Here is a 23,378-nt window from a genome sequence, read left to right as displayed (position 1 = left end):
GATCAAAGGAATTGGGGCAGTTGAGCGTCGCGCCTTTCCCCGCGCCGCTCCCCGTCTCGCGGGGTCCGCCGGTGCCCGGGTAGAGCGGGAACTGGTGTACCGAGAAGTAGAAGACGGTCGGATCCTCCTCGAAGGCGTGCTGGGTGCCGTTCCCGTGGTGGACGTCCCAATCGACGATCAGGACGCGCTCGACCCCCTCCTCCGCCCGAAGGTGCGCGGCCGCCACCGCGACGTTGTTGAACAGGCAAAAACCCATCGCCCGATCGCTCTCCGCATGGTGGCCGGGAGGGCGCACCGCCGCGAAGCCGGCGCGGAGGGTCCCGCGCGCCACTTCGCGGCAGAGCGCGACCGTCGTTCCGGCGGCGATCCGGGCGATCTCCGCGCTGTTCCGCCCCACGGCCGTGTCGGCGTCGAGCATCCTCACCCCGGCCGCGCACGCCTCCTCGACGGCCCTGACGTGCTCGATCCGGTGGACACGGCACAGCACCTCGTCGGAGGCGCGCTCGAGAGGGATCCTCCGGCACCGTCGAGCGAGCCCGCGCTCCTCGAGGCCGCCCCGCACCCGCTCGAGACGGGCCGGGCGCTCGACGTGATGCGGGCCGGTGTCGTGCTCCTCGAATCGGCGGTCCAGCACGAGGCCGACATCGGGCATGGGCGCCTCCGCGTCGTCGTGAGCGAGCATGATACGACCGTGGCGGCTCCCCGGCGACGGGTGTAGTCTCGCCGAGGAGAGCGCGATGGCTGCCGGTTACCCCACGCCCGACCGGGAGCGCGACGAACCCGCCGACGTGCTGCAGAGGCACGCCGATCGTGTCGCCTCCATGATCGTCACCTCGTCGTTCTCCGATCTCGATTGCGCGATCGCGGAGCGAGAGCTGCGAATGGAATGCCTCGTCCTCCTGCCCGACCGGATGGAACTCTTCGACCGGATCTACGCCTCACGGTTCCGGAGACTGCGCGAGCAGTTCCGCTGATGGCGGTCCCCGCCCGCCGGGTCCCGGCGCCGCCTCGGGACACCTGATGCCCGGGCTGGGGGCGCGCCGCGTCCTGCTGCTCGTCGCGGACAACGCGTCCGTGGCGAAGGTCGTGGAAGAGGCGCTTCGCGATGCCGGGATCCCGTTCGACACCGCGGTGCGCGCGGAGCCCGAACCCGGCCTCGCTTTCACCGTGCGCGAGACGGACGAGGACGTCGCCAAGGCGGTCGTCGCGCAGTTCTTCGGTGCCGGCCCCCTCACGGAGGAGGAGGCGCCCCCGGCGCGTCGCGAGGCGGAGAAGGCCGCGTTCCCCAGGGGGCCATTGGCCGCCGCCGCGATCCTCGCGCTCAGCCATCTCGCCGTCGTCATCGCGCTCGTGGGCCCCGATCCAGGCGCCGCCCGATTCGCCTCGCTCGGGGGTCTCGTCGCGGGAGAGCCTCCCCGCGAGCTCTGGCGGCTCGTCACGTCGCTCTTCATTCACGCCGACCTCCGGCACGTGTTCTGGAACGGGCTCTCGATGCTGGTGTTCGCGGTCCCGTTGATCGAGCGGTTCGGTTGGGTCCGGACGACGGCGGTCTACCTGGCGAGCGGAATCCTGGGAGGCGCAGCGGTCCTTGCCACGTCGGAGCCCGGCACGGTCACCATCGGCTCGTCCGGCGCCGTCGCGGGCCTGTTCGGGTGCTGGGTCGCGGCGACGGTCCTGAGCGCCCGGAACGCGCCTCTCCCGCGACGCGCCGTGGTGCGGACGGTCGGGATCGGGCTCCTTGTCCTCCCGGCGCTTCTGACGCCCACCACGATCGGCGGGGACCGGGTCAGCGTCGCGGCCCACCTCGGCGGGCTTGCGGCCGGCCTGCTACTCGGGGGAGTGCTGCGGCGCCGCCGAATCGGACCCGTCGGCGTCAGCGCGGCCGGGTCGGACCCTGCGGGCGCACGGTTTCGAGACCCGACGTTCCGTTCGTGACCGTGACGCCGGCAGGGATCTCGATGGTGTAAAGGGACGCCGCGAGGACGGGATTCACCTGCACGTCGTGGAACTGGATCACGCGGACGTACCCGTCCTTGCCGCCGAGCTCGATCTTGACCGGGAGGTACGTCGACGCGCTGACCCAGAGGCGGACCTGCTCGATGTGCTTCCGCACCCGACGTTTCTTCGGCTCGAGCACGAGCAGGCGCGTCCCCGGGTCGTCCGGGCCGGGTTCGGCCGCACGCACCGAGTAGAACTTCCCCAGCTCGGCCGACGTCTGGCCCAGGCCGAAGATCCGGAAGATCCGCTCGCTCCAACGGTGGACGTCGCTCCGCTCCGCCCTCTTCCGCTGCGGGAAGTAACCCACGTACTGGTCGTTGGCGATGGAGAAGCGCATCACCTCGGGTTCGGCGTACTCCCACAGCACCGACGACGGCTTCGTCAAGAAGAACCGGCCCTTCGCCTGGATCGGGTCCTTGAGCAACTGGCTCGCCGTCGTCTCGACGAATTGGGCGGAGAGCGTCCGGATGGTCCCCTGCACGCGGTCGAAGCCGGCCAGGACCTCTTGGAGCGCCGGGCCCTCGACCCCGCCTCCGGTTGCGGACGGCTCCTTCCGCTCGGGCGCTCCGAGCGCCGATCCGCACGCGAGGAGAAGAGCGATTCCCGCTGCTTCCGCGGCTCGACGCGGCACGGAGATCGTCATCGAAACACCTGCTTCCCTCGATGGAGCCGCCCTTCTCTGCGACATTACCAGCCGGGTCGGGGAGCGTCAAGACGCGCCGTGCTTCGACCGCCGCGGTCGCCGACCCTATAATCGGCTCCTTCGCTTCCTCAGGAGAGCGCGATGCGACCACGGGTCTTCTCCGCCGGTTTTCCGCTCCTGGCGCTCGCCCTCGCGGCGATCGCGATCGCCGCGGGTGCGCCGGAGCCGGCCGCGCCGCCGGCTCCCGCCGAGGACCCGTCGATCCTCAAGCTCGCGGCGGTCCTCAGGGCCGAGGACCGGCGGATCGCGGACGATCCCCTTCGAGCGGCGCTTTCGGACCCCAGCCCTCGCGTTCGGGCCGCCGCGGTCCGCGCGGTCGGCCGCATCGGTGGCCCCGGAGCGAGCACCCTCCTGGTCGCCGCGCTTAAGGACGTCGAGGCCTCCGTCCGCGTCGAGGCCGCGTTCGGGCTGGGGCAGCTCGCCGACGCCACCGCCCTGCCCCGTCTCCTGGAGGCGGCGAAGGACGCCGACGCCCTCGCGAGGTCCGCGGTCGCGGAGGCGCTCGGGAAGATCCACGCTCCGTCGTCCGCCGACGTGCTGGCGACGCTCCTGCTCGACCCGGACGTCAAGGTCAGGGCGAGCGCGTGCCTCGCGGCCTGGAAGTTCGCCGATCCCTCGTTCGCCGTGGAGCCGCTGATCAAGGCGTCCGCGGACCCCGATCCGTTCTCGGCGTTCGCGGCGGCGTACGCGCTCGCCCGTCTCGGCGCCGAAGGGCTGGAGCCCCCGTCCTCCGGCGCGGCGCCGGGCAAGCTGGGGGAGGCCGACCGGAGCCGTGTGCGGGCGCGCCTCGTCGGCCTCGCGAAGTCACGGGTGGCGGAGGTTCGGATGCAGGCGGCCCGGGGACTGTTCGCGCCCGCGCTTCTGCAGGAGACCCGCGCCCTCGGAACGCTGACCTCGGACAACGAGATCGGAGTCCGGGTGAACGCGATCCGCTCCCTGTCCTTTCCCGGCGCGCCCATCGACCCCTACGTCCGGGGGGCGCTGGGATCCAGGGACAAGGCGGTGGCGTACGCGGCGGCGGAAGGTCTCGGCCGGATCTCGGGCCCCATGGCGAAGGACCTTCTCGTCTCGGGGATCGTCAACGAGCCGTGCCTCTGGATCAAGGTGGCGATGGTCGCGACCCTCGGCAAGATGAGCCCGGATGTCGCGGCCGCCATCGCGGCCGGCGTGTCGAAGGACCCTTCCCCCGAGCTTCGGGCGGCGGCGGCGCTGAACCTCGCGGGCCGGACCGACCCGAAGTCCCGCGAGATCGTCGACCGGCTGTTGGGGGATCCCGACCCGCGGGTCCAGGCGGCGGCGGTCGCCTCGCGGGCGGGAGCCGACGGTTCCCTGGCGGAGCTGCTGAAGACCACCCCTTCGTCGCCCGATCCCGCGGTGCGCGAGGCGGTCGCCCGGGTGGCCGGACTCCGGCTGGAGCGCCCGCGAGCCACTTCGGAGGAGCGCGAGGAGGCGCTGGCGTTGATCGAGGCGGTCTCGAAGCGCGCGGCGGCGGACACGATCCCTCTCGCGAAGCTCGCGGCGCTCGACGCCGCGTCGCGCGGCGGCAAGAACCCCAGGGCGCACGCCCTCCTCGAGGCGGGGCTCGCCGACCCCGACCGCCTCGTGCGCCTCAAGGCGATCGACGAGCTCCGGTCGGTGTTCGGCGAGGACCAGGGGAGCCGCGCGGGGGCGGCGTCCGAGCGGCCGATTCAGGATTACGTCGAGATCCTGAAGTGGGGATCGAAGCCGAGGGCGGTCATCGTCACCATGCACCGGCCGGGATATTCTCCCGCGCGCTTCACCATCGCCCTCGACACCGAGACCGCGCCCCTGGCGTCGTGGAACTTTGCGCGGCTCGCGGACCGTGGGTTCTTCGACGGGCTCACGATCCACCGGGCGGTGCCCAACTTCGTGATCCAGGACGGCGATCCGCGAGGGGACGGGAACGGCGACCCCGGCTACTCGATCCGCGACGAGCTCGGTCGCGCTCGCTTCCTGGCGGGCACGGTCGGAATGGCCACCGACGGTCCGGACACCGCGGGGAGCCAGTGGTTCGTCGCGCTCTCGGCCCAGCCGCACCTCGACGGCCGCTACACCGCGTTCGGCTCCGTCGTCCAGAACTTCCTCGGCGTCGTGCTGAGGACCCTGCCGGGGGACCACGTGGCCACGATCCGGAGCTTCGAGGGGACCGGGACCGAGCCGCTCCGGTAGGCTCTACGCGCCCTCGTCGCGAAGTCGGGACACCGTGGCGTCGAGGTCGCGCCGGACCCGGGCACGAATCTCGGCCCAGATCTCGTCGCCGATGGAGAGGAACGCCGCGGCGACCCTCGGATCGAACTGGATGCCGGCGAAGCGCCGGACCTCCTCCCGGGCCGCGTCGACGGAGAGCGCGCGTCGGTAGGGGCGGTCCGAGGTCATCGCGTCGAACGTGTCCACCACCGCGAAGATCCTCGCGCCGAGCGGGATCTCCTCCCCCTTGAGGCCGCGCGGGTAACCCGATCCGTCCCATCGCTCCTGGTGGGAGAGCACGATGTCGAGGGCCGGCGTGAAGTACCCGATGTGGCGGAGCATTCGGTACCCCATCTCGGGGTGCCTCCGCATCTCCACCCACTCGTCGGGGTCGAGCTTCCCCGGCTTCCTCAGGATCGCGTCGGGGACGCCGATCTTCCCCACGTCGTGGAGGATCGCTCCCCGCCGGATCCACGCCAGGTCCGCCTCGCCGACCCCGACCCGCCGCGCGACCTGCTCCGCGTACTCCACCACGCGGAACGAGTGCCCCTGCGTCTCGTTGTCACGGTAATCGAGGGCCGTCACGAGCGCCTGCAGGGTCGCCTCGTAGGACTCCTCGAGCTCCCGCGTTCGCTGCCGGACCATCTCCTCCAGGTGGAGCTGGTAGGCCCGGTTCTCGAGCACCAGGAGGCGGTTCCGGACGGTGCGCTCGACGACGATCCGGACCTCCTCGATGTTGAACGGCTTCGCCACGTAGTCGGCGGCGCCCTCGCGAATCGCGCCGATCGCCGTGTCCACGTCCACGACGCCGGTGACCATGATCACGTCGATGTCCGCGTCGTGCGCCTTGATCCTGCGCAGCAGGTCGAGACCGCTTTCCCCGGGCATGTCGATGTCCGACAGGATGAGGTGCGTGTCCCCCTCCTCCACGATCCTGTACCCCTCGGCGGCGCTCGCCGCGGTCCGAATCGTGTAGCCGTACGCGTCGAGCGCGTCGGCGAGGAGCTCCCGCACCGACAGCTCGTCGTCCACCACGAGAACGTGGTTTCGCGGGGCGCTTTCGATGGGTACCGTCATCGGGCGCGATCCTCTTCTCTTCGGGGAACGGCCGGCTCTTACGGCGGCCGAAGATACTAGCGCTTCGGCGGTGGAAACCCAAGGGGAGCCGGAACTCGCGCGGCCGTCTCGCCGCCGCGCGCGTCGCCGGTCAAGTCACGTCCATCCAGCTCGCTCCGGTCTTCCCGTCCACCAGCAACGGAACCTCCAGCGGGTGCACCTCTTCCATGAGCTTCCTCACCAACGGCTCCACGCGACCGAGCTCCTCCTCCGGCGCCTCGAGGAGCAGCTCGTCGTGAACCTGGAGGAGCATCCTCGTTCGGAGACCGGCACCCGAGAGGGCCGCATCCACCCGCAGCATGGCCATCTTCATCAGGTCCGCCGCGGTGCCCTGGACCGTGGTGTTCACGGCCGCGCGCAGCGCAGCCTCCTCCGCGGCCCGCCCGGCCCGGCCGCTCAGATCGGGGAAGAACCGGACGCGACCGAAGAACGTCCTCACCTCCCTCGTCCTGCGGGCGTCGTCCCGGACCCGCTCGATGTACGCCCTCACCGCGCGGAACCGCTCGAAGTACGCCTCGATGAACCGCTTGGCGTCTGCGCGGGAGATCCCCTGTTCGCGCGCGAGACGGCCCTCGGACATCCCGTAGAGGACCCCGAAGTTCACGGCCTTGGCACGGCGGCGCATCTCGTCCGTCACGAGCGCCGGGTCCACGCCGAAGATCCTCGCGGCGGTGCGCCGATGGATGTCCTCCCCCGCCCGGAACGCGGAGATCAGCTCCGGGTCGCCGCTAAGATGCGCGAGGACGCGGAGCTCGACCTGGGAATAGTCGGACGCGAGGAACACCCAGCCCTCCGCCGGCACGAACGCGGAGCGGATCCTCCGTCCCATCGGGGTCCGCGCGGGAATGTTCTGGAGATTCGGGTCCGACGACGAGAGCCGGCCGGTGGCGGCGCCGGTGGGATGGTACGAGGTGTGGACGCGGCCGGTCTCCGGGTTGACGAGCTCCGGGAGGGCGTCCACGTAGGTCCCCTTGAGCTTCGCCAGCTCCCGGTACTCGAGGATCCTGCGGGCGATCTCGTGCTCGCCCGCGAGGTCCTCGAGCGTCGAGGCGTCGGTGGAGGCGACACCGCTCTTCGCGGTCCGCCTGCCGGGCTTCATGCCGAGCCGCTCGAACAGCACCTCTCGGAGCTGCTTCGGGGAGTCCACGTTGAACGGGGCGCCGGCGAGGGCGTGGATCTCCCTGCGCGCGCGGTCGAGCGCCTCCCCCATCTCGGCGGACATTGCCGCCAGCCGGCCCACGTCGACCCGGATCCCGTAAGCCTCCATCCGCGCGAGCACGGGGAGGAGCGGACCGTCCACCTCCCGGTAGAGGACGTCGAGCCCCATCTCGACGAGCCTCGGCTCCAGCACCTCCGCGAGCCTGAGTGTCACGTCCGCGTCCTCCGCGGCGTACTCTGTGACCCGCGCGACGTCCACTCGGTCGAGGGTGCTCTGCCTCGCGCCGCTCCCGGCGACGTCCTCGTACCGGATCGTCTCGTACGCGAGGAGGTCCCTGGCCAGGCCATCGAGGTTGAACGTCGGCCGGTCGGGCTCGAGGAGGAAGGCGGCGACCATCGTATCGAGACGCCACCCCTCGACCGGAAGCCCATGGCGGCGGAGGACGTGGAGGTCGTACTTGAGGTTCTGCCCGATCTTCCCCACGGCGGGGTCCGCCAGGAGCGGTCCGAGGACCTCCCGCACCGTCGCGAGCGGGAGCTGCTCCGGGACGCCGAGGTAGTCGTGGCCCACGGGAACGTACGCGCCGCTCGCCGGCGCCGAGGAGAGCGAGATGCCGACGAGGCGCGCTCGGAGCGGATCGACGCCGTCGGTCTCGGTGTCCACGGCGAAGCAGCCCGCGGACCGGCAAGCGGCGACGACGGTCTCGAGGTCAGGGCGGGAGAGCACCGTGCGGTAGTCGGCACGGGCGGGAGCCTCCGCTGCGACCTCGGCCGGCGCCGGCGCCTCCTCGGCCTCGGCAAGAAGCCTCCTGAAACCCAGCTCGCGAAAGAGCGCCGTCAGCCGCTCGCGGTCGGGTGGCTCCGTCTGAAGCGCCTCGGCGTCGAACACGACCGGGACTAGAGCGTCCACCGTGGCCAGCTCTCGAGAGAGCCGTGCCTCCTCCGCGTGGTCCCGGACCGATTGCCATGCCTTTCGCCCGCTTCCCTTCTCGATGTCCTTCAAGGCCCGGATCAGCTCCTGAAGGTCCTTCGCGACCGCGCGCCCCTCCGAGCCGGCCCTCGACGGGAGGCGCCCGAGCGCCGCTCGATCGAGCGCTCCTCCGAGCTCGTCGAGCCTGCCGCGGAACGCCTCGTCCCTCTCGACCGCGAGCAGGTCGCGGAGGCGCGCCGCCACCGATTCCCCGGCCTCGCTCGCGGCACGCGCGGTCGATTCGGACAGCGGGTCGTCCTTCCCGACGGCCTCGAGCACGGCAAGGAGCGCGTCCCTCGCCTCGAACGCCGCGACGAAGCGCTGCGCGCGGCCGATCACCTCGTCGACGCCGCCGTACCCGGCGACCATGGCGATCGCGGTCTTCTCGCCGACGCCGGGCACTCCCGGGATGTTGTCCACCGCGTCGCCCATCAGGCCGAGAACGTCGCGCACGCGCCCGGGCGGCACGCCGAAGAACTCCTCCACCCCGGCGGCATCGAGGCGGACATTCTTTGATGGGTTCAGGACCGTGACCCGGTCGTCCACGAGCTGTAGCAGGTCCTTGTCCGACGCCACGACCACCACGTCGAAGCCCGCTTCGCGGCCGAGGCGGGCGTACGTGGCGATCAGGTCGTCCGCCTCGAACCCGGGGAGCTCAAGGACCGGGATCCTGAACGCTTCACAGACCTTCTTCGCGTACGGGAACTGGACGTTCAGGTCCTCCGGCGCGGGCGGCCTGTGGGCCTTGTAGTCCGCGTACCGGTCGTGCCGGAACGTGGGCCCCGGCAGGTCGAAAGCCACCGCGAGGTAGCGCGGCTTCTCGTCCCCGACGAGCTTGCGGAGCATCGTGGTGAAGCCGTAGACCGCGCCGGTCGGCATCCCGCCGGGATTGCTCAGCCCCCGGATCGCGAAGTACGCCCGAAAGAGCTGGGAGGTGCCGTCGACGAGATAGAGGGTCTTCGCGCGCGTGTCGTCCGCCATGGGATTCTCCGCGCGCGCATGATAGCCGACTCCACGTCGAACCGACGGCACACTCGGGCCGCTGACGCGGTGATTCGGGTTGAAAGCCGGCGGGAGAGCTTCCTCGGATGGGCTCCAGCCTCCCGCCGGCTCTGGATCGAGCTACTTCGGTCCCAGGCTCTTGACGTACGCGGCGATCGCCTTGATCTCCTCGGGCTTCAGCTTCTCGGCGTACTTGGGCATCTTGCCCTTCCCTCCCGAGATGATCTTCTCGATCGCGTCGGCCGTTGTGGCCGCCTGCCACTTGGCGTCGTTCAGGTTGGCCGCGTTCTTGGCCATCGGTTTCGCGACCCCGTCCTTCCCGTGACACATGGCGCACTTGGCGTCGAACAGGGCCTTCCCATCCGGCCCGTCCGCCAAGGCGGGAAGGGCGAAGACCGCAATCAGAACGACGAGGACCAGAACCATCCGGCGATTCTCCATGAGCGTTTCCCTCTCCTTCGACTCCCTGGCCTGCGAGTCGTGCTATCCGGTCCCCCGACCGGGTTCCCCTTCCATGTTACTCCGACCGTGCGATCTCTTGCTTCTCGGGTTCACGGGCTCCCCGGCGCGCCCTTCGCGGGCAAGATCTCGGCGAGCTGGAACCGCGATCGAGGCCAGGCGGGCCATGATCTGGCCTCGCGTCGTGAATCCCCGCGCCTCCCCTACCGACCACCACCCCGCGCGTGTCCACCCGAGTGTCCAATCCGCATTCGGGCTTCGGACGCCGGTGTCGGGGTCTCCGAGGCGCGCGCCCACTCCCGCGCGTCGGATCGGATGCGATCGAGCGTCGAGTCGGTGAGCGCCAGCGCGCCGCGGGCTCGCTCGAGGGTCAAGGCGTCGCTCTGGTCGATCCGGCCTTGGAGCGGAAGAGGCGAGCCGGCCAGCTCCGCCTTCAGTTCTCCTCCGTCCCCCGCCGGGACGAGGGCCATGTCCAGCTCGGCCGTCAACGCTTCCGCGAGGCAGTTGGCAGCCGCAAGCGGGTGGTCGAACTTCTCGATGCGAACCTGGTGATGCGCTCCTACCGCCAATGCGAGATCCGGCGGCAGGCCCCACAGTTGGACCATCCGGGCCCCTGCCTTGGGGTGGGCGGCATGGATGGCCGGCCACAGCACGTCGAGGGCGGGTGGCTGCTTGCCGCGCCCCACGTCACCAAGGACGAGTAGGATCCCCGCAATCCCGACGTCGTGAAGGAGCCCGCAGAGGAATGCCTGCTCTTCCGGGATGGGGGTATGCCGCGATACGAACCGGGCCACGTGGGCCGTGGCGAGACAATGGGCTTGCAATCGCTCCATCCAGCCCCGGTACGACGCGGAGCGGAAGACGCGGAGAGTCATGGCGGCCTGCATGACGATTCCCCGCAGCTTCTCCAGGCCGACGCGAGAGAGAGCTTCACGAAGGAGGACCACCGATCCGGATCGAGCGTAGAAGGCGGACCGTGCAACGGAGAGAACCTCGCCGGCCAGCATGGCGTCCCGCTCGAGCAGAGACTCGATCCTGCGGAACTCCACGTCGGGATCCTGCGAGAGGGCCAGGAGCTCGGTCGCGACCTCGGGAAGCCGCGGTGGATGGTAGCCGGGAGAATCGAACGTCTGAACCAGCCGATCGGTCAGAGCCTGCTCGTCCAAGAATCCGAGCTGGTCGCAGTCGATCGTGTGTTCGCCTTGCCCGTAATCGGCCTGCCATGGCTTGCGTCCGCCCATTTCTCGTCGTGCGGCCTGCGCCACGTTCCCTCCAGCCGTGAATCGTCAAGGTGCAGGCCGAGACGGTCGCGAGGAGTGTCCCGACGGCACCGCAGACAATATGGGAGTGAGTCGGCCGTAGCGCCAAGGGGCGGAGGCGGGGGTGACGGAGCGTTCCAGTACCGGCCGCTCCCGCGGATTCGCCGCTTGAAGGTATCCCCTCGCACCCGCCCCGTTGAGCCCGAGGAACCCGTACACGCACCCCGCCGGGACGTCAACGCGACATCGTCGACGGCGGCCAGGGGGCCGATGCGACGCGTGAGACCCGACGTCGCGATGGCAGGCTCGTCCATGTCGTCCGCGCCCCCGGAAGTCGATCAGTCGCTCGCACGCCCGATGACCGGGCGAAGAACTCCCGGCCGGTCGATGTCCTCGAGGGCGAGGAAGCCGGGGCCGGTGCGCGCGAGGGTCCGGGGACCGGCCCAGATGCGAGCGAATCGACCACCCGGCATTCCGTCCGGCTTCCACCGTGGCAGATCGATCCATCGCCCCGTGGCGACCTCGTAGACCCGCGCCTCGGGCACGATTCCCTCAGGTGGGAGGCCGTTGAAGGACCGTGCGCGGAGTTCCGGGCACTTCGCGTCGTCCGCCACTCGGTCCTTGGATCGTTCGCCGGCTCGGACGAAAAGCAGCTTCCGGTCGGGGGAGATTTCGAGGTAAGCATCGACGTTTCGCCAACGCCGCAGGACCTTCGCCTCTTCGCCGGGCGAGCCGAGAAGAAGACGCGTTTCAACGCCGTCCGATTCCATCCACGCCAGCGCGTCCCCTGCGAGCCACGACACGGCCCCACGAGGAACCTGCGGCGGGATCTCCTTACCCGTCGGAAGATCCAGGAGCGGCCGCGTGTCGCAACGATCGGCGGCGCGATCCACCAGCCAGTAGCGGCCGGAAGGTGACAGCCGCCCGGTCGCCGCCCACGGCCGTCCGGTTTCGCGAAGTATCGGCTCGGGCTCGATGCGTGCCCGCTCGACGTCGAGGCGGTGCACCGTGTAATCCACCGACTCCTGCGCGCGAGACTGGTTGTCCTGGACCTTGGCGGAAGAATCGCCGGTCGCTCCCACCGCCACGAACAGCGTTCCGTCGTCGGTCGGACGCAGCACACCCAGGCTCCAGTAGTTGCGCCAGAGGTCGGTCTCGCGAACGTCGCCGGAAACGGGGTCCACGACTGCGAGCCCTACTTGGCGGTCGCGCCAGGCCGAGAGGACGACGCGATCTCCCGCCCAGGTGAACCGCTGCCAGCCGCCCGGTTCGGAAATCGGAACCGGCCTCCCGATGCGCCGTCCGTGCGCGTCCAGGATCTCGAGCCGGGGCGACGCCGCGACGCCGCCGAACCAGCTCGACGACGTCAGGACGGCGAGCCGCTTCCCGTCGCGGCTCCAAGCCAACTGGTGGACCGGCGGAGCGACGAACGTCCCTCTTCCCCCGCTCGCGACGTCCACGATCCACCCGCCTTCATTCTCCCAAGCGTTCCCGACGAAAGCGACGGGGGCCGTCGCCGAGGCGACGACGGCCGCGCCCCGCTCGAGACGCGTCGACTCGAAGCGCACGCAGACCGGTGCCGCGAGGAAGAAGACCACGAGCACGGCGACGACGGCCATCCCGAGAACGCCCCCCCAACGAAACGCCCGCCCTCTCCCCGCGGGCTCGCCGCGGCAGGTGGCGAACGACGACGCGACCAGGAACGCCGGCAGCAGGAGCCACGGAATGACGAGACCCAGGGGGACGGCGTGGAATGCCGCGTAGGGGAACCAAAAATACAGGAAATAGGCGATCGCGATGGGTGCCAAGGCCATGAGGAGGCCGAGCAGCACGGCAGCCAGGGGCGCGGCCACCACGGAGGCCGCAGCGACCGCCCCGCAAAGAGCAAGCCCGGTCAGGAGACCTCCGGCCGCGAAGAACCTCGCCGCGTCGAACCAGGCGTCGGACGAAGGGCTCGCCGACGACCAGGCGAACAACGCCCAGAGGAGCCCGGTCCCCGCCGCGATCACCAGCGTGGATCCCAGCGACGTGAGCAGCCGCGCCAGCCAGGTCTTGTTGCGCGGCACCGGTCTCTCCAGCAGGAAGCTCTCGACACCCGCCGCGCGGTCGCCTGCGAACGCCTGCGCGGTGACCAGGAGCGCCGCCAGCGGCCAGATCGCCATCGCGAGCGTCGCGGGCAGGATTTCGAGGAGGATCGTCCGCGTCGCGTCGCTCCCGAGACGTCCGAACGGCGCGAACCCCCTGCGGGCCGCGGACGCGCCGGCGAGGAATGCGACCGGGAGCACGAGGCCGAGCGCGAGGCCTGCGAGGCGCAGCGCCCGGGTCTGCCGCCACTCCTTCCACAGGAGCGCCCTAAGCATGATCCGCCTCCCTCGCATCCCCGTGCCGGAGGAACGCGACCAGGATCTCCTCGAGCGGGAGCGCCTCGAACCGGACCTCGCGGGCGCCGGCCTTGCGGAGCGTGGACTCGAGGTCGCCGTTCGCCCCGTCGCTCACGACGCGCAGAACGCGACCCTCGGCCACCGCGTCGATCTGTCCGGAGAGCACCATGGCCCGCGGAGCGTCGCCATCGAACACCGCGGTGGCCCGGCGAATCCTCGCCTTGATCTCGTCGAGCGAGCCGTCGAACCGGATCCTGCCCTGGTCCATGATCGCCACCCGGTCGGCGACGCGCTCGACGTCGTGGACGAGATGCGAGGCGTAGACCACCATCCCTCCTTCGGCCGGGACGGCGTCCAGGATCCCTTCGAGCACCTCCCGTCTGACCAGGGGATCGAGCCCCGCGGTCGGGTCGTCGAGGAGGAGCACCTCGGGACGGCAAGCGACGGCCAAGACCAGGGCGACCTTTGCTCGAGTCCCGCGAGAAAGCGTCTTGATCCGTGATCCGGGATCGAGGTCGAGCCGCTTTCGCAGCGACTCGGCGAGCCCGGCGTCCCACCGCGGGTGGAGCGCGGCGCCGAAGCCGAGAATCTCCGCCACCGTCATCCACGGATAGAGAGCCGATTCCTCGGCCAGCAGGCTCACGCGCCTCCTGACCTCGCGTCCGTTGGCCACCGGGTCGAGGCCGAGCACCCGGATCCGCCCGGCGTCCGGGAAGAGGACCCCGTGAGCGAGCCTCAGTGCCGTGGTCTTCCCGGCTCCGTTCCGGCCGATCAGGCCGAGGACGGTTCCCGGCGCCACGGAGATGGAGACGTCGTCGAGAGCGACGTTGCGGCCGAAGGATCTCCGGACACCGTCGAACGTCAAGGCGGGCTCTTTCATTCGCTCTCCTTCCCGGACGGACCCTTGTCGGGCCCGACCGCCGCCCCCTCCCTTCGCCTCCGGAACCCCTCGATCCGCCGGCTGAGCCGCCACCCCAGCTCCTCGAGCGGCATCCCCGCGAGATGCGCCTCGACGAGGAGCCGGTCCAGGGCGGCATCCACGGTCAACTCGCGGCCCGCGCGGTCCACCCGGCCGGCGCCGTCGGCGACGAACGTCCCCTGCCCGACCCGCGTCCTCACGACGCCCTCGTGCTCCAGCTGCTGGATCGCGCGGGCGGCGGTGTTGCGGTTGACACGCCCCCGGATCGCCAGCTCCCGCACGGTCGGGAGTTGGTCGCCCACCTTGAGGGCGCCGATCGCCACGAGGCCGCGCACTTGGTCCACGATCTGCTGGTAGAGCGGCACCGGGCTTTCGGGATCGAGGTCAAGGATCATTTGGACTCGGCGTCCGCCGTCTGCCGGAAGCGCCCGTTCTCGAGAATGATGTCGCCATCGAAGTTGAGCGTGGTGGTTCCTGCCCTTGGATCGTCGTAGGGTCCGGCCGGCTTGCGGTCCGCGCCGTTGCTCACGATCCGGTAGGTCTTGCCGTCGGACCAGTAGAGGAGCGCGCCCCCCCACGCGTCAGTGACGGGAAGGTCCCGGACGTACATGGGCTGGAGGTCCTTTCGCAACGTCTCCGCCGGGACGTAGCCCGCCGTCGGGCCTGGGTAGCGGCTGTTGTCCAATGCGAAGGCCGCCAGTGCGGTGGCGACGGTGTTGATGTCCCGCAGGGTTTTCGTCTGGAGATCGGCTTGAATGAAAATGGGAGCAACGCCGGTGTGCTGAGGCTGGGCCTGCACCCCTGTCACCGCTGAGACCAGTGCGATGGATAGCGTGACCACGGCAATTCGGGAAATCCTCACGATCCGCATCCCCGCACCTCCTCAACCGCCCGTGGCGGTGCGTTTATTGTCCTAATGTCCTAGGACAATATACGGAGACTCGCGGCCGCTGTCAAGGGGTTTCGCCGGGTTGGAAGAAACGGCGGCAGGAGCCGAGATCTCGAACCACCGGGTACCCGGGCAGCGAAGCCAGGAACGTCCGCCCGTAGTGGCGTGTCGTGAGGCGGGGATCGAGGACCGCGAGGATCCCGCGATCCGAGCGGCTCCTCAGGAGACGGCCGAGCCCCTGCTTGAGCTCGAGGACGGCCAGCGGCGTCTGGTACTCGGCGAACGGGTTCCCGCCGGCCTTCAGGATCCGCTCGATCCGGGCGGCGACCAGGGGATCCGCCGGGACGTCGAACGGGAGCTTGTCCACCACGACGAGGGAGAGTGCGTCTCCGGGAACGTCGACGCCGTGCCAGAACGAGGTGGTGCCGAGCAGCACCGCGCCCTCCGTCGCCTTGAACTCCTCGACCAGCGCGGCCTTGCTCCCCTCTCCCTGGACGAACAGCGTCCACGAGCCTTCCCGCTCCAGCCCTACGCGGACGCGCGCCATGACCGCGTACGACGTGAACAGCAGGAACGCCCGGCCGCGCGTGATCTCGAGCAGCGCGTGAATCTCGTCCAGCGCGCGCCCGAGCCAGCCGCGGTCCTTGGGCTCCGGCATCCGGGCGGGAAGGTAGAGGACCGCCTGGGCCTCGTGATCGAACGGCGACTCCACGATGCGCGTCTCGCACTGCTCGAGCCCCAGCCGGCGCTGGAAGAAGTCGAACCTCCCCTCGACCGCGAGCGTGGCCGAGGTGAGCACGGCGGCATGGAGGCGCGTGAACAGCGATTCCCTCAGGAGGGTCGACACGTCGATCGGCGAGGCCGCGAGGATGACGCCCGCCCTCCCGCGCGCCTCGAGGCTGTAGACGTACCCCGGGTCGCTCCTCCGGAGGACGAGGGCGAGCGCTTCCTTGATCTCGCCGCTCCGGACCTCGACCGCCGACCCCGCCTCGTCGCCGTGGGCGGAGCCCGTGCCCGCGATGTCCTCGAGTGCGCCGGCGAGGAGCGCCCACTCGTGCTCGAGCGCCGGACCGCCCCGATCCGGCGCGTCGAACCTGACGCGCCCCGACGCCTCCTCGAGACGCTCCCGGATCACGCCGAAGAACTCCCGTGCGGCTTGGCGGAGTGCTGCGGCCCCACCGCCGCCTTTCGAGGCGCCGCCGGCCTTCGCGGCGAGCGCCTCGGCGTCGCGGGCCAGATCCTCGACCTGGCCCGAGGAGACCTGGATGCCGAAGTACTGGGTCGCGATCTCCTCGAGGAGGTGCGCCTCGTCGAACACCACCGTGTCGTAATCCGGGAGGACGGCGCCGAACGCCGAGCGCACCGCGAGGTCCGCGAAGAACAGGTAGTGGTTGACCACGAGGATCCGCGACTGCTCCGCCCGGCGCTTGAGCTTCGTGAGCCAGCACTGCTCGAACTCCGGGCACTTCCGACCGGTGCACGTGTCCGCCTTGGCGTTCACGTCCCGCCAGAGCCTGAGCCCGTCCGGCAGGTCGGCGATCTCGGCGCGGTCGCCGGTCTCGGTCTTGCGCCCCCACTTCCGCAGCTTGGGAAGCCACTTCCGCTCGTCGAGGGCCTCGAACATCGGCTGCGCGTCGAACTCAGCGAATCTCTGCCGGCAGAGGTAGTTGTCTCGCCCCTTCATGAGGCAGGCGGAGAGGGTCCACCCCGCCCGTTCGCGGAGGAACGGCAGGTCCTTCCGGAAGATCTGATCCTGGAGGTTCCGCGTCCCGGTGGAGACGACCACCCTCCGGCCCGACTCGATGGCGGGCACGAGGTACGCGAGGGTCTTGCCCGTCCCGGTCCCCGCCTCGACCATCAGGACGCCGCCGTCGCGGAAGACGCGCTCCACCGCGCGGGCCATCTCCTCCTGGCCCGGCCGCGGCTCGTACGCCGGATGCGCGCGAGAGAGCGGCCCGCCGGGAGCGAAGAAGGGACCGGCAGGCGCCATCTCCTAGGCTCGGGCCCCCGCCGTCCGAAGGCGCTTCGCGTAGAGAGGAAAGCGGCCGGCGAGCGCGAGCACCTCCTCGCGAATTCCGTCAAGCGCCGCGGGATCGTCGCGGGAGTCGAGGCCGCGGGAGATCAGTCCCGCGATCGCTTCCATCTCGGGGAGCCTCATCCCGCGCGTCGTGACGGCCGGCGTGCCGACCCTAATCCCGCTGGCGACGAACGGCTTGTTCGTGTCGAACGGGATCGTGTTCTTGTTCACGGTGATGCCGGCCTGCTCGAGCGCCTTCTCGGCGGCCTTGCCGGTGATCCCCTTCGAGAACACGTCGACCAGGAACAGGTGGGTGTCCGTTCCCCCCGATACGATCCGGAATCCGCGGGACCCGACCGCCTTCGAGAGCGCCGCCGCGTTGTCCACCACCCGGTCGATGTACGCCCGGTAGGCCGGCTCCAGCGCCTCGCGGAACGCCACGGCCTTCGCCGCGATGATGTGCACCAGCGGCCCTCCCTGGATCCCCGGAAACATGACCCTGTCGAGGTCGGCGGCGAATTCCGCCTTGCAGAGGATCAAGCCGCCGCGGGGGCCGCGAAGCGTCTTGTGGGTCGTCGTGGTGACGAACTCGCAGTGGGGTACCGGGCTCGGGTGCCGGCCCGTCGCCACCATCCCCGCGATGTGGGCGATGTCCGCCATCACCTTGGCGCCGATCGATCGCGCGATGGACGCGATGCGCGCGAAGTCCAGGAGACGCGGGTAGGCGGAGGCGCCGCAGACGATCAGCTTCGGCTGGTGCTCGTGCGCGAGCCGCTCCAGCGCGTCGTAATCCAGGGTCTCGTCCTCCTTCCTCACGCCGTACGCGACGAAGCGGTAGAGCTTCCCGGAGATGTTCAGCGGGTGGCCGTGGCTCAGGTGGCCGCCGTGGGACAGGTCCATCCCCAGGACGGTGTCGCCAGGCTTCAGCGTCGTCAGGTACACCGCGGTGTTCGCCTGGGTCCCGGAATGGGGCTGCACGTTGGCGTGATCCGCCCCGAACAGCTGCTTCGCCCGCTCGATCGCGAGCCGCTCCACGACGTCGGTGAACTCGCACCCTCCGTAGTACCGCTTGCCGGGGTACCCCTCGGCGTACTTGTTGGTGAAGACCGAGCCCATCGCCTCCAGCACCGCCTCGCTCACGAAGTTCTCCGAGGCGATCAGCTCCAGGCCGTTCGCCTGGCGCTCCGTCTCGTGGAGGATGGCGTCGGCCACCTCGGGGTCCACCTCGCGCAAGCTCCCTTCCATGACCGTCCTCCCTCCGTCGTCCGGTTCAGCAGCCGATCCGCGGCTCGCCCGGTTCCGTCGCCTCCAGGCGCATCACTTTGTCGACGCGATTCGCGTGCCGGCCTCCCTGGAACGAGGCGTTAAGGAACACGTCGAGCACCTCCTCCATGAGCCCCGGCCCCGTCACCCGCGAGCCCATGCACAGCACGTTGGCGTCGTTGTGCTCCCGGGCCAGCCGGGCGGTGTACGAGTCGGTGCAGTGTGCGGCGCGGATCCCCTTGACCTTGTTGGCCGCGATGCTCATCCCGATCCCGCTGCCGCACACGAGCACGCCGACGTCCGCCTTCCCGGCCGCCACGAGGCGGGACACGCGCGCCGCGAAGTCGGGATAGTCCACCGACGCGGTGCCGTGCGTCCCCACGTCCTCCATATCGACCCCTCGCTCGCCCAGACGGCGCTTCAGCCTCTCCTTGGCCTCGTAGCCCGCGTGGTCGGCGCCGATCGCGATCCTCATCGGCCTTCCTCCCTTCGAAGCTGCTCCGCGCTCGGGATCGGGACCGCTCCCATCTCGAGGAGCTGGGCGTGCTCCGTCAGCGCGAAAGCATCGGTCATCCCTGCGAGATAGTCGCCGAGAAGTCGCGCGAAGCGCGGGTCGCCGCGGTATCGCCCGGCCAGCTCCGTCTCGACGGCGTCGCGGGGCAGGTCCCGCAGGTATCGTACTCCCGCGGCCTCCTTGAAGCGAAGCAGCACGTGGTCCTCGAGCAGCGTCGGATCGGCGAAGTACGCCGCGAAAAGGCCGAGCAGGACCCGTCGTCCTCGCCCGTCCACCCGGTCCGCCTCCGCCCCGCGGCGGACCTTCGCCTCGAGGAACCCCTCGAGGTCCTCGAGGAGCCGAAGCGCCGCCGCCGGGAGCCGCACCGTCTCCGGGGTCACGGCGCGGTCGCGGATCTCGAGGAACGTCTCGGGGCTGACGACGCCATTCCGCTCCGACCACCGCGCAAGAGACCCCTCGCTCGCGAGGATGGCACTGGTGACCAGGAGGTGCGTCAGTCCGCGGTGGATCGCATTCGCCTTCATGAAGCGGCCCGCCCGCTGATGCCACCGGTCGCCGAGCTTGCGCCGGAGCGCCTCGACCGCGAGGAGGCGCTCCACCTGCGCAAGATCCACCGCGTTCGCCTGGAGCGCGTCGTCCAGGTCGTGGAGCGCGGACGCGATCCGGTCGGCGAGCGCCACGACCTGCACCTCGAAGCTCGGCGCGAGACCCGGACGGACTCCCTCCACCGCCTCCGGCGGCTCCGCGGCGGCTCCGTCCGCCTTCAGGATCCCCTCGCGCACCGCGTCGGTCAGGTTGAGGCCGGGGTGCGGGTAACGCTTCTCGAGAAGGTCGACAACGCGGATCCCCTGCCAGGCTCGGCGGAAGCCTTGTAGGCCGCCGAGACCGGGGCCGCCCCGGCCATCGAGCCGGCCCGAGAGGACGTCGTCCAGCGCGCGCTCGCCGGCCGGCCCGAACGGCGGCTGGCCGAGATCGTGACCCAGCGCGACCGCCTCGGTCAGGTCCTCGTTGAGCCGGAGCGCGCGGCCGACGGTCCGGGCGAGCTGGGCGACCTCGAGGGTGTGGGTGAGCCGGTTCCGCCGGTGGTCCTCGTACGCCGGAAGGATCCCCGCCTGCGCCTTCTGCCGGAGCCGCCGGAAGGCGCGGCTGTAGACGATCCGGTCACGGTCCCTCTGGAACTCCGTCCGATAGTCGAACGCCCGCCCCTCGTTCTCGACCGCGTGGCGCCGCACGGCCCCGGCAGAGCGCAGGGCCCACGGGGCGAGGCGCGCGTCCTCGGCTCTCTCGAGCCTGAGGCGCATCGGTTCCGGCATTCGGTTCTCCGCGGCGCATGCTACAACGGCGCTCGAAGGAGGTTCAAGGCGGGTCCGGCTCCGTGGAGTTGCCCCGGGCCTCGGCGGCGACTAAGTTCTCATACGACGCGCGGGAGGGAGCCGATGGCCATCTCGATCGACTACGACCTCTGTGAGAGCACCGGCGTGTGCGCCGTCGTCTGCCCCGAGAACGTGTTCGAGCACCATAACGGGCGGACCAGCATCGCCGACCCCGACGCGTGCTCCAACTGTTGGATCTGCGTCGAGAACTGCGCCTCCGGCGCGATCGAGCTGGACTGAGCCTTCCCCCGCGGTTTGCCTCCCGCCCCCGACCGGGCTACCTTGCGAGTCCTGTGATCCACGAACTCGAGCGGCTGGGCGGTCTCGGCTCGGAGTTGACGCGCCGGGCGCGCTCCGCGGGCATGATGCTGGTCTGGCGGGCCCAGGCCCGCTCGATCCGGCGCGTGCTGGTCACGGCGGGCCGGACCGAGGACAGCCGCGGCTCCATGATGTCCGGACAGGGACTTCAGATCGTCACCCCGGAGGGGCGGACGCTCCTCGCGAGCCGCGACGGGTTCGATCCCGAGCCGACGCTCGCGCTCCTCGACCGAACGATCGACACGGCGGCGCGTGGGGACAACCTGGGCCTGAACAGGAAAGGGGTTCCCGAGATGGCGGCGCTGTCGGCGCGGGAGATTCCGGGAGGCCTCGAAGCGTTCGAGCGAATCGATCCGACCGCGGCGGCGATAAGGCTCGCGGAGCTCGAGGCGGAGATCGCGAGGAGCGTGCCGGGGGTGACGCTGCGAATGAGCTTCCAGGCCGAGCTGGACGCATGGAGGATCCTCCGATCCGACGGAACGGACGTTCTGTACGCCGCGCCGAGGTGCACGCTTCGCGTCTCGGCGACGGCCGGAGGGGACGGCGAGCGCCACTCGGTCGCGGCCGCGGTGGCCGGCCCCGATCCGGCCCTCCCCTGGAGCGACCCCGCCTCCGCGCTCCTCGTCCGGCGGGGTGCCGCCGCGGCGGCGCTGGCCCGGGCCCTGCCCGATGCGCCGCCTCACCCGGCCGGCACGTACCCGCTGGTGATCGACTACGCGTTGGCGAAGGGGCTCGCGCACGAGGCGTTCGGGCACGCGGCGGAGGCCGACGGGTTCCGGTCGTCCCTCCTCGCGCGAGAGGGCCGCTACCGCGCAGGCGAAGCCGTGGGTGCCGGCCACGTGTCCATCGTGGACGAGCCGGTGCGCGGTGATTACGCCTGGCAGCCGTTCAGCGCCAACGGTCTGCGGAGGGAGCGCGCGACGATCGTCGACCACGGCCGCCTCGCTGACGCGCTGTCCGACCCCTGGTCCGCGGGACCCGGCGGGGTCCGGCTCACCGGGGCCGAGCGTGCGGAGTCCTACCGGCACGCTCCGATCCCCAGGATGAGCAACATCCGGATCGAGGTGGAGGGCGCCCAGCCCGCCCCAGGAGCGTTCGAGGATTACGGCCCGAACGAGCTACGCGACCTCCTCGATCGGGCGGGGGTCCTCAGGCGTCACCCCCGCATCGTGCTCCTCGCGGGGTACGCCGGCGGACAGGTCAACACGGTAACCGGGGACTTCGTGTTCCACTGCAAGGCGATCCACGCGCTCGGTCCTGAGGGAATCCGCTTGCACCGTCCCGCGATCTTCTCCGGCTCGATGCTCGGCGCCCTGGGAGCGATCCGGGAAGCGTTCGGACCGCTGATGCTCGACGCGATCGGAACGTGCGGCAAATGGGGACAGAGCGTCCCGTCGAGCGGCGGGAGCCATTACTTCCTCGTGCTGGACCCGGACCCTTCGTTCAGGCTCGGAGGGGCGTGAGGTGCCGCTCCAGCGCCTGCTGGACTCGATCGCGGGCTTCAGGGCCGGCGGGGCGCGCGTCCGCGACTGGTCGGTTTACGCCGCCGAGACCCGGCGCCTGACGCTCGGGACACGAGACCGGGAGACGGGGGGGCCGCATGCGCCGCTGAGCCTCTCCGAGTCCTTCGGCGCGCAGTTCCTCCTGGTATGGGACGACGGCAGGGTGAGCCCGGGGGAGATCGATCGCTCCGAGATTCGGTCCGGCATCGACGCTGCGCTCGCGAGGGCACGCTTGGCGGCGTACGACGACCCGGACGCCGCGCAGGTCCTTGGACCGGCCGCCGTGCCGGAAGTGGCGCTCCACGATCCGGGCGCCGCCCGGATCGCCTCCGGAGAGGCGGGACCGATCGCGGCGCGGCTTGCGCGAATCCGGGACCGCGTCGCCGAGCACGGGTTCAGGACGTGGAGCGGGTCGATGGGTGCCGCCGAGGCGCGCGCCCGGCTCGTGACGTCGGCGGGGCTCGATGCCGACGTCATCGCGACCTCTTGGGTCTGGAACGCGACCTTCGACGGCGAGCTCGGCGACGGGTTCCGCGGCCGAGCCGAGGAGCCCCTCCAAGAGTTCGATGCGCGACTCTGGAGGCTGGCGAGCCTGGTCTCCCGTCTCGGGAACCCGGCGGCGCGTGCCCCCTCGGGCCTCCGTCCCGTGATCCTCCACCCGCACGTCGTCGAGTCGTTCGTGCTGGCGATCCTCCTCGACAACCTGGACGGCGCCTCGGTGGCGCACGGGGAAAGCCACTTCCGGCCGGCGCAGTTCGGCTCCACCGAGCCGGCGCTTCGCGAGGACCTCACGCTCCGCCTGGATCCCCTGGAGCCGCTCCGTGCCGGCTCCTACCGGTTCACCCGGGAGGGCGTGCCCGCGGCGCCGTGCGTCTTCGTGCGGCGCGGCCGGCTATTGACACCGGTCCTCAACCTCAAGTACGCCCGCCGACTCCGGCGAGAGCCCACGGCGGTCCCGTACGAGTTCGACACGCTCCACCTCGAGGGCCCGGCCCCCCTTCCGCTCCCGGAGGCGCTTTCCGAGGCGGACGGCGGCGTGCTGGTGCTGAGCGTGCTGGGCGTGCACACGCAGGACGCGACGAGCGGCGACTTCTCCCTCGCGGCCCCCCAGGCGCTGTCGATCGAGAAGGCGCAGCTCGGCGGGCGGGTGCGTCCGACGCTCTCCGGGAACCTCTTCGACTCGTTGAGGAGCGATGCGATGCGGCTCGTGCGGTTCGAGGGGTTCACGACGCCGGGTCTGCTCTTCGAGTGCCGGCTGTAGGGGAGGTGCGCGGCAGTCCCGATCGTCGAATCCTTGACAAACTCGCGCTCGAATCCCAAGACAAGGGG

The 23,378-nt window shown here is 70.7% G+C and carries 20 protein-coding genes; 6 read left to right on the top strand and 14 right to left on the bottom strand.

Features of this window, described 5'->3' with window-relative positions:
- A partial coding sequence (locus LAO51_09610) for a histone deacetylase (GenBank protein MBZ5638996.1) occupies positions 1-652 on the bottom strand: 652 nt, incomplete at its 3' end.
- A gap of 28 nt (positions 653-680) precedes the next feature.
- Between LAO51_09610 and LAO51_09605 the strand changes: the two genes are divergently transcribed.
- Positions 681-974, top strand: coding sequence for a hypothetical protein (locus LAO51_09605; GenBank protein MBZ5638995.1), 294 nt, complete (start codon positions 681-683; stop codon positions 972-974).
- Between the two features lie 46 nt (positions 975-1,020).
- Positions 1,021-1,935 (top strand): rhomboid family intramembrane serine protease, encoded by a 915-nt coding sequence (locus LAO51_09600; protein MBZ5638994.1) that lies wholly within the window; start codon positions 1,021-1,023, stop codon positions 1,933-1,935.
- On the opposite strand, the gene LAO51_09595 is transcribed toward LAO51_09600, so the two are convergent.
- Entirely contained in the window at positions 1,874-2,641 is a 768-nt protein-coding gene (locus LAO51_09595) for an outer membrane lipoprotein carrier protein LolA (protein MBZ5638993.1), read from the bottom strand. The genes LAO51_09600 and LAO51_09595 overlap by 62 nt on opposite strands.
- Before the next feature lie 141 nt (positions 2,642-2,782).
- Between LAO51_09595 and LAO51_09590 the strand changes: the two genes are divergently transcribed.
- The gene (locus LAO51_09590) at positions 2,783-4,891 is read left to right on the top strand and encodes a HEAT repeat domain-containing protein (GenBank protein ID MBZ5638992.1); all 2,109 of its coding nucleotides are present in this window, start codon (positions 2,783-2,785) and stop codon (positions 4,889-4,891) included.
- A gap of 3 nt (positions 4,892-4,894) precedes the next feature.
- Here the strand turns inward: LAO51_09590 and LAO51_09585 are convergent, their stop codons facing one another.
- The 12 genes from LAO51_09585 to LAO51_09530 all read right to left on the bottom strand — a co-directional run bounded on the left by LAO51_09585 (position 4,895) and on the right by LAO51_09530 (position 20,169).
- On the bottom strand, positions 4,895-5,986 hold the full coding sequence (locus LAO51_09585) for a response regulator (protein ID MBZ5638991.1): 1,092 nt from the start codon (positions 5,984-5,986) through the stop codon (positions 4,895-4,897).
- 130 nt (positions 5,987-6,116) lie between these two features.
- Complete coding sequence (gene polA / locus LAO51_09580) at positions 6,117-9,134, bottom strand: DNA polymerase I (GenBank protein MBZ5638990.1); 3,018 nt, start codon at positions 9,132-9,134, stop codon at positions 6,117-6,119.
- A 141-nt stretch (positions 9,135-9,275) separates the two neighbouring features.
- A complete protein-coding gene (locus LAO51_09575; protein ID MBZ5638989.1) occupies positions 9,276-9,596 on the bottom strand; it encodes a cytochrome c in 321 nt (106 codons plus the stop codon).
- A gap of 221 nt (positions 9,597-9,817) precedes the next feature.
- Positions 9,818-10,855 carry an HDOD domain-containing protein gene (locus tag LAO51_09570; protein MBZ5638988.1) on the bottom strand — a complete coding sequence of 346 codons (1,038 nt, stop codon included), beginning with the start codon at positions 10,853-10,855 and terminating at the stop codon, positions 9,818-9,820.
- Positions 10,856-11,211: 356 nt separating this feature from the next.
- Positions 11,212-13,233, bottom strand: a complete 2,022-nt coding sequence (locus LAO51_09565) for a hypothetical protein (protein MBZ5638987.1) — start codon at positions 13,231-13,233, stop codon at positions 11,212-11,214.
- On the bottom strand, positions 13,226-14,134 hold the full coding sequence (locus LAO51_09560) for an ABC transporter ATP-binding protein (protein ID MBZ5638986.1): 909 nt from the start codon (positions 14,132-14,134) through the stop codon (positions 13,226-13,228). The genes LAO51_09565 and LAO51_09560 overlap by 8 nt, the downstream gene beginning before the upstream one ends.
- The gene (locus LAO51_09555) at positions 14,131-14,568 is read right to left on the bottom strand and encodes a GntR family transcriptional regulator (protein ID MBZ5638985.1); all 438 of its coding nucleotides are present in this window, start codon (positions 14,566-14,568) and stop codon (positions 14,131-14,133) included. The genes LAO51_09560 and LAO51_09555 overlap by 4 nt, the downstream gene beginning before the upstream one ends.
- Positions 14,565-15,044, bottom strand: coding sequence for a type II secretion system protein GspG (locus LAO51_09550; protein MBZ5638984.1), 480 nt, complete (start codon positions 15,042-15,044; stop codon positions 14,565-14,567). Before LAO51_09550 ends, LAO51_09555 begins: the two co-directional genes overlap by 4 nt.
- Before the next feature lie 82 nt (positions 15,045-15,126).
- The gene (locus tag LAO51_09545) at positions 15,127-17,052 is read right to left on the bottom strand and encodes an ATP-dependent DNA helicase (protein ID MBZ5638983.1); all 1,926 of its coding nucleotides are present in this window, start codon (positions 17,050-17,052) and stop codon (positions 15,127-15,129) included.
- 3 nt (positions 17,053-17,055) lie between these two features.
- Entirely contained in the window at positions 17,056-18,324 is a 1,269-nt protein-coding gene (locus LAO51_09540) for a serine hydroxymethyltransferase (GenBank protein MBZ5638982.1), read from the bottom strand.
- A gap of 25 nt (positions 18,325-18,349) precedes the next feature.
- Entirely contained in the window at positions 18,350-18,817 is a 468-nt protein-coding gene (gene rpiB, locus LAO51_09535; GenBank protein ID MBZ5638981.1) for a ribose 5-phosphate isomerase B, read from the bottom strand.
- A complete protein-coding gene (locus LAO51_09530; protein MBZ5638980.1) occupies positions 18,814-20,169 on the bottom strand; it encodes an HD domain-containing protein in 1,356 nt (451 codons plus the stop codon). Before LAO51_09530 ends, rpiB begins: the two co-directional genes overlap by 4 nt.
- Before the next feature lie 123 nt (positions 20,170-20,292).
- On the opposite strand from LAO51_09530, the gene LAO51_09525 reads away from it, so the two are divergent.
- From LAO51_09525 to LAO51_09515, 3 genes are read left to right on the top strand one after another with little or no spacing between them, the layout of a single operon-like run.
- Complete coding sequence (locus LAO51_09525) at positions 20,293-20,469, top strand: 4Fe-4S ferredoxin (protein ID MBZ5638979.1); 177 nt, start codon at positions 20,293-20,295, stop codon at positions 20,467-20,469.
- Between the two features lie 53 nt (positions 20,470-20,522).
- Positions 20,523-22,010, top strand: a complete 1,488-nt coding sequence (locus LAO51_09520; protein MBZ5638978.1) for a TldD/PmbA family protein — start codon at positions 20,523-20,525, stop codon at positions 22,008-22,010.
- 1 nt (position 22,011) lies between these two features.
- The gene (locus LAO51_09515) at positions 22,012-23,310 is read left to right on the top strand and encodes a hypothetical protein (GenBank protein ID MBZ5638977.1); all 1,299 of its coding nucleotides are present in this window, start codon (positions 22,012-22,014) and stop codon (positions 23,308-23,310) included.
- Positions 23,311-23,378 lie beyond the last annotated feature (68 nt).

Source organism: Terriglobia bacterium, from assembly GCA_020073205.1.
Lineage (GTDB): Bacteria > Acidobacteriota > Polarisedimenticolia > Polarisedimenticolales > JAIQFR01 > JAIQFR01.
This window is presented reverse-complemented; position numbering and strand designations above follow the sequence as displayed.